Below are 6,419 nucleotides of genomic sequence, written 5' to 3' on the forward strand. Positions count from 1 at the left end.
CGGCTGCCAGCGCCAGCGCACCGGCGCCCTCGGCGATGATGTGTTCTTCCAGTGCCAGCCGGACCAGGGTTTCACGCAGTTCGGCTTCGCGCACGATCACCACGTCGTCCAGCAGCGAGGTGCACAGGCGTCGGGTCAGGAATCCAGGGATCTTCACCCGCACGCCGTCGGCCAGCGAGGCGACGGGGGCGATCTCGCGCACGTCGCCGCGGATGGCGCGCGCCATTGAGTCAACGCCTTCCACCTGGGCGCCGATCACGCGCACGCCCTGTGATTTCAGCGCCAGTGCAACGCCGGAGGCCAGCCCGCCACCACCGATCGGCACGATCACCACGTCCGGCGCGTGCGCGGCCAGCTCGATGCCGACCGTACCCTGGCCAGCAATCACATCGGCGTCGTCGAACGCGGACAGGAAGCGGTAGCCATGGCGCTGTGCCAGTTCGACGGCGAAGGCGTAGGCCTCGTCATAGCTGGTGCCATGCTGGCGCACGGTGGCGCCCCAGTGAGCGACGCCGGCGATCTTGGTGGCCGGTGCGCCATGCGGCATCACGGTGATGGCCGGGACGTCCAGGCGGTAGGCCGCCCACGCCACGCCCTGGGCATGGTTGCCGGCCGAGGCGCAGATCACCGGCCGGGTATCGCCGCGCTCGCGGCCGGCCAGCAGCGCGTTCAACGCGCCGCGCACCTTGTAGGACCCGGTGCGCTGCAGGTTCTCCAGCTTCAGCCAGGTGCCGAAGCGCTCGGCATGGTGCAGCGGGGTAGGCGGCAGGAAGCGGCGCAGCCGGGCCTGCGCCGCCAGTACGTCGGCGACGCTTACGTCGCCGACATCGCTTTCCTGGCTGGCATCAGCGGCCGGCATGGGCCACCAGCGGGGTGCAGGCGACCGCCGCATGCGGGCACGGGCGGCGAAGAAGACGCCTCCGTACCGGCACCGTGGTCACTACGGTACGGGTGTTCATACGGATGCTCCTTCCACGGCGGTGACCTGCACGGACACGCAGTCGTAGATCTTCTCGATCTGCCGGCACAGCGTTTCCGCCGGGCGCTGGCCATCCACCACCAGCTGCAGGTGCCAGCGGCCATCGTCGGCGGCCACCGGCGCACCGCTGATCGCACGCGGCGCGAAGCCACGGCGCTCGGCCATGCCGATCACGCGCAACAGCGCGCCTTCGGCCGGGTGCAGCACCAGGTCAAGCCGGTAGTGCATTGGGGATCTCCTGGCGGGCATGGGCGGGGTTGCTTTCCAGCATCGTGCTGTTGGCGGTGTTCGGTGGCACCAGCGGCCATACGTTGGCGCGTGCATCGATGGCCACGTGCAGCAGTGCCGGGCCGGGTTCGGCCAGCAGCGCGGCCAGGCCACCCTCGACGTCATCCCGCGCGTCGATGCGGGTGGCGGAAATGCCGAACACCTGCGCCAGCGCCACGAAGTCCGGGTTGTCGGACAGGTCGATCTCGCTGTAGCGCTCGGCGAAGAACAGCTCCTGCCACTGCCGCACCATGCCCAGCGAACTGTTGTCCAGCAGCACGATCTTCACCGGCAGGCGGCAGCGGGCAATGGTGGCCAGCTCCTGCACGTTCATCATGAAGCTGCCGTCGCCGGACACCAGCACCACGGTGCGATCGGGGCAGGCGAACTGCGCACCCATCGCGGCCGGCAGGCCAAAGCCCATGGTGCCCAGCGCGCCACTGGTCAGGTGATTGCGCGGGTGGTTGAAGCGGCAGTGCTGGGCCACCCACATCTGGTGCTGGCCAACGTCGCAGGCGATCACCGCATCGGCCGGGGCCAGCTCGCTCAGGCGCTTCAGCAGGGCCGGCGCGTAGATGTGCTGGCCCGGTGCGTCGTAGCGCGCGGCGAAGCGATCGCGATGCTGCGCACAGCGCTTGCGCCACGCCTCCTGGTGGGCCTTGGGCGAGGGGAAGGCCGCACGCAGGGCGCGGATGGCATGGCCGACATTGCCGGGCACGGCGACATCGGCACTGCGCAGCTTGGAGATCTCGTACGCATCGGCATCGATGTGGACGACACGGGCGAACGGTGCGAACTCCGCCAGCTTGCCGGTGGCACGGTCGTCGAAGCGTGCGCCCAGCACCAGCAGCAGGTCGCTTTCCTGCACCGCCATGTTGGCCGCGCGGGTGCCGTGCATGCCCAGCATGCCCAGCGACTGCGGATGGCTGGCCGGCAGTGCACCCAGGCCGCGCAGCGTCATCACGGTGGGGATGGCACTGGCCTCGACGAAGTCGCGCAGGTCCTGTACGGCGTCGCCCAGGGCGATGCCACCGCCGGCGTAGACCACCGGCTTCTCGGCCGCGGCCAGCGCGGCAATGGCCTCGGCAATGGCGGCCTCGGCCGGCGCCGGCGGTGGTTCGACGCTGCTGGGCGCATGCGCCGGCAGATGGCTGGCGTCGGCCAGCTGCACGTCCTTGGGCAGGTCGATCAGCACCGGGCCGGGGCGACCTTCGCGGGCGATCCGGAACGCATCGGCCACCACGCGCGGCAGGTCATCGACGCTGCGAACCAGCCAGCTGTGCTTGACGATCGGCATCGTCAGGCCGAACACATCCAGTTCCTGGAAGGCGTCGGTGCCCAGCAGCGGCGTGCCGACCTGGCCGGTGATGCAGACCATCGGTACCGAATCCAGCATCGCATCGGCGATGCCGGTGACCAGGTTCGACGCGCCCGGGCCGGAGGTGGCCACGCAGACGCCCACCTGGTTGCTGGCGCGGGCGAAACCGTTGGCGGCCAGCGCCGCGCCCTGCTCATGGCGTACCAGGATGTGCTTCAGCGACGAATCCACCAGCGCGTCGTAGAACGGCATGATGGTGCCGCCGGGATAGCCGAACAGCGTGCGGACGCCTTCGGCCTCCAGCGCCTGGGTCAGCCAGCGCGCGCCGTTGGGCGGCGCGCTGCGGTGTGTGGGAGAGTTCATGGGGGAACCTTGCAAAGCGGGTGGGGGAGGGCCGCGCGGTTACGCGGCCTGTCCTTGCAACCAGACCATCTTGGCGCGCAGTTCCTTGCCCACCTTCTCGATCGGGTGCTCCAGGTCGGCCTGCTTGAACCTGTTGTAGTTCGGCAGGCCCGCTTCGTACTCGGCCACCCAGTTCTTGGTGAAGGTGCCGTCCTGGATGTCCTTCAGCACTTCCTTCATGCGTGCCTTGGTGCCGGCGTCGATCACGCGCGGGCCGCTGACGTAGTCGCCGTACTGCGCGGTCTCGGAGATGAATTCCAGCATGCGCGAGATGCCGCCTTCATAGAACAGGTCGACGATCAGCTTCAGTTCGTGCAGCACTTCGTAGTAGGCGATTTCCGGCTGGTAGCCGGCTTCCACCAGGGTCTCGAAACCGGCCTGCACCAGCGCCGACGCACCACCACACAGCACCGCCTGCTCGCCGAACAGATCGGTCTCGGTCTCTTCCTTGAAGGTGGTCTGGATCAGGTTGGCGCGGGCACCGCCGAGGCCGGCCGCATAGGCCTGGGCATGCTGCGCGGCCTTGCCGCTGACGTCCTGGTAGACCGCCCAGATGCACGGCACGCCACGGCCGATCTCGTACTCACGGCGCACCAGCGCACCCGGGCCCTTCGGCGCGACCAGCACGACGTCCAGATCGGCGCGCGGCTCGATCATGCCGTAGTGCACGTTCAGGCCGTGGGCGAACAGCAGGCACGCCCCCTGCTTCATGTTCGGCGCCAGCACATCGTTGTAGAGCTTCTTCTGCACCATGTCCGGGGTCAGCACGGCGACCAGGTCGGCGTCCTTCACCGCATCGGCGGGTGCCACCACGGTGAATCCATCGGCCTGGGCCTTGGCTTCGGTCGGGCCGCCCGGACGCAGGCCTACCACCACGTCGAAGCCGGATTCGCGCAGGTTCAGTGCGTGGGCGCGGCCCTGGCTGCCGTAGCCGATGACGGCGATCTTGGTCTGGGGCAGGTCGTTGGTGCTCATGGGGGAGGTTCCTTGCGGTGGGAAGAAAAAAGAACGGCCGGTCGTCGAGGTGACGTGCCGGCCGGTCAGGGGAAAGCGGTGGAGGGGGCGCCGCGCATCGCACAGGCACAGCCACCACGAGGCATGGTGCTGCAGGTCCGGGTTGTGCGATGAGCGTTGGTCATGGTGGTTGCGTCTGAAACCAGGTTCTGAAATGAAAAAACCCGCACCGGGGCGGGTGCGGGTTTTTGAAGAGTTCCGGTGTGTCTGTTGCTTACACGCTGGCTCGTCCCGCACCTGTGGGTTGGGTAATAAGTACGAGCACAAGAATCGAACGCAGCGAGGCGGCGCCGATGGCGGCGGCTTCGATGTGGGTTCGCGGTGGCGTGTTGTGATGCAACATGCGATCGAGAGAAACACAGGCGTTTTGGCGGTGTCAACCCTGACGACAGTTTTTTTATCGGTTTCCAGTGAGTCCAGCGAAATCGCTTGCGCCGCAAGGATGGTTGCCACTGAAAGTGTTTCAGTGAACCCGAATTCACTCCTTTCAATACGCTTTTTGCGCGGATTCCGGGTCGCTGTTCGCCTTGGTGGGGCCGACCTTGGTCGGCACCCACCGAAAGGCCATCGCCCATGACCTCTGCCCGATACCGCATGAAGGCCGCAGCGGCGAAGATCAGGCGATCAGCCTTCCACCGGAACCCGACCGTGTCCCGACGCCTTGCCCGCTCCCTGCTCGCCGCCGCCGTGCTGGCTGCCGTGCCTGCACTGTCCATCGCCGCCGACCGCATCACCGGCCACACCTTCGCCACCCGTTCGGAGGTGATCGCCCCGCATGCGATGGCGGCTACCTCGCAGCCGCTGGCCACCCAGATCGCGCTGGACGTGATGAAGGGCGGAGGCTCGGCAGTCGACGCGGCGATCGCGGCCAATGCCGCGCTCGGCCTGATGGAGCCGACCGGCAACGGCATCGGTGGCGACCTGTTCGCCATCGTCTGGGACCCGAAGACGCAGAAGCTCTATGGCTACAACGGCTCGGGGCGCTCGCCGAAATCGCTCACCCTGGCTGAGTTCCAGCGCCGCGGCCTGAAGGACATCCCGGCCACCGGCCCGCTGCCGGTGTCTGTGCCCGGTGCGGTCGACGGCTGGTTCGCCCTGCACGATCGCTTCGGCCGCAAGCCGATGGCCGACAACCTGGCGCCGGCCATCCGTTACGCCCGCGAAGGGCACCCGGTGGCCGAGGTGATTGCCTACTACTGGGATCGCTCGGTGCCGAAGCTGTCGCAGTACCCGGGCTTCAAGGAGCAGTTCACGATCAACGGCCATGCTCCACGCAAGGGCGAGATGTGGAAGAACCCGAACCTGGCCAGCACCCTGCAGAAGATCGCCGACGGCGGTCGTGATGCGTTCTACAAGGGCGAGATCGCCCACACCATCGGCGATTACTTCAAGGCCAACGGCGGTTACCTGAGCTACCAGGACATGGCCGACCACCACGGAGAGTGGGTCGAACCGGTCAGCAGCAACTACCGTGGCTACGACGTGTGGGAGCTGCCACCGAACAGCCAGGGCATCGCTGCGCTGCAGATTCTCAACGTGCTGGAAGGCTACGACTTTTCAAAGATTCCGTTCGGCTCACCCGAGCACGTGCACCTGTTCGTCGAAGCGAAGAAGCTGGCCTTCGCCGACCGTGCGCGCTTCTACGCCGACATGGCATTCCAGCCGGCGCCGGTGCAGAAGCTGATCTCCAAGGAGTACGCCGCGCAGCGCCGGGCGCTGATCTCGATGGACAAGGCCTTGAAGGAAGTGCAGCCAGGCACACCGAAGCAGCTGGAGGAAGGCGACACGATCTACATGACCGTGGCCGACGCCGACGGCATGATGGTCTCGTTGATCCAGTCCAATTACCGCGGCATGGGCAGCGGCATGGCGCCGCCGGGATTGGGCTTCATCCTGCAGGACCGCGGCGAGATGTTCGTGCTGCAGAAGAACCATCCCAACGGATACGCACCGGGCAAGCGCCCCTTCCAGACGATCATTCCGGGGTTCATCACCAAGGGTGGCAAGCCGTATGCCAGCTTCGGCGTGATGGGCGGTGCGATGCAACCGCAGGGCCATGCGCAGATCGTGATGAACCTGGTGGACTTCGGGATGAACCTGCAGGAAGCCGGCGACGCACCGCGCATCCAGCATGAAGGCTCGACCGAGCCGACCGGCCAGGCCACGGCGATGGCCGACAGTGGTGAAGTGAATCTGGAAACCGGCTTCCCATATGAAACAGTGCGTGCGCTGATGCGCAAGGGGCATCGCATCGTGTTCGCAGATGGGCCGTATGGCGGTTACCAGGCGATCATGCGCGATCCCGAGACCGGGGTTTACTACGGGGCTTCGGAGAGCCGAAAGGATGGGCAGGCGGCGGGGTACTGAGGTTTACCGGCCACCGGGCTGAGCCCCCTCTGCGGTGGGGGCAGCGATACGGGCTTGGCCGGGCGGGTGGGT

General features: G+C 67.1%; 5 protein-coding genes. 1 reads left to right on the top strand and 4 read right to left on the bottom strand.

The annotated features are described in order from the left end of the window. The 4 genes from A7X97_RS00005 to ilvC form a co-directional block, all read right to left on the bottom strand. Window positions 1–859, bottom strand: an 859-nt coding sequence (locus tag A7X97_RS00005) for a threonine dehydratase (protein ID WP_111007439.1), incomplete at its 3' end; no start/stop codon positions are given. Window positions 860–955: 96 nt separating this feature from the next. Further along, window positions 956–1,207, bottom strand: coding sequence for an ACT domain-containing protein (locus A7X97_RS00010; protein WP_005419108.1), 252 nt, complete (start codon window positions 1,205–1,207; stop codon window positions 956–958). Next, window positions 1,191–2,927, bottom strand: coding sequence for an acetolactate synthase 2 catalytic subunit (ilvG, locus tag A7X97_RS00015; RefSeq protein WP_088496828.1), 1,737 nt, complete (start codon window positions 2,925–2,927; stop codon window positions 1,191–1,193). The genes A7X97_RS00010 and ilvG overlap by 17 nt, the downstream gene beginning before the upstream one ends. Before the next feature lie 39 nt (window positions 2,928–2,966). Further along, window positions 2,967–3,941: a ketol-acid reductoisomerase gene (gene ilvC / locus A7X97_RS00020; protein WP_053499062.1), complete on the bottom strand. Its 975-nt coding sequence runs from the start codon at window positions 3,939–3,941 to the stop codon at window positions 2,967–2,969. A 687-nt stretch (window positions 3,942–4,628) separates the two neighbouring features. Here ilvC and ggt point away from each other — a divergent pair. Beyond that, complete coding sequence (gene ggt / locus A7X97_RS00025) at window positions 4,629–6,347, top strand: gamma-glutamyltransferase (RefSeq protein ID WP_088496831.1); 1,719 nt, start codon at window positions 4,629–4,631, stop codon at window positions 6,345–6,347. The last annotated feature ends 72 nt before the right edge of the window (window positions 6,348–6,419 follow it).

Source organism: Stenotrophomonas sepilia (genome assembly GCF_003244875.1).
Classification (GTDB): Bacteria; Pseudomonadota; Gammaproteobacteria; order Xanthomonadales; family Xanthomonadaceae; genus Stenotrophomonas; species Stenotrophomonas sepilia.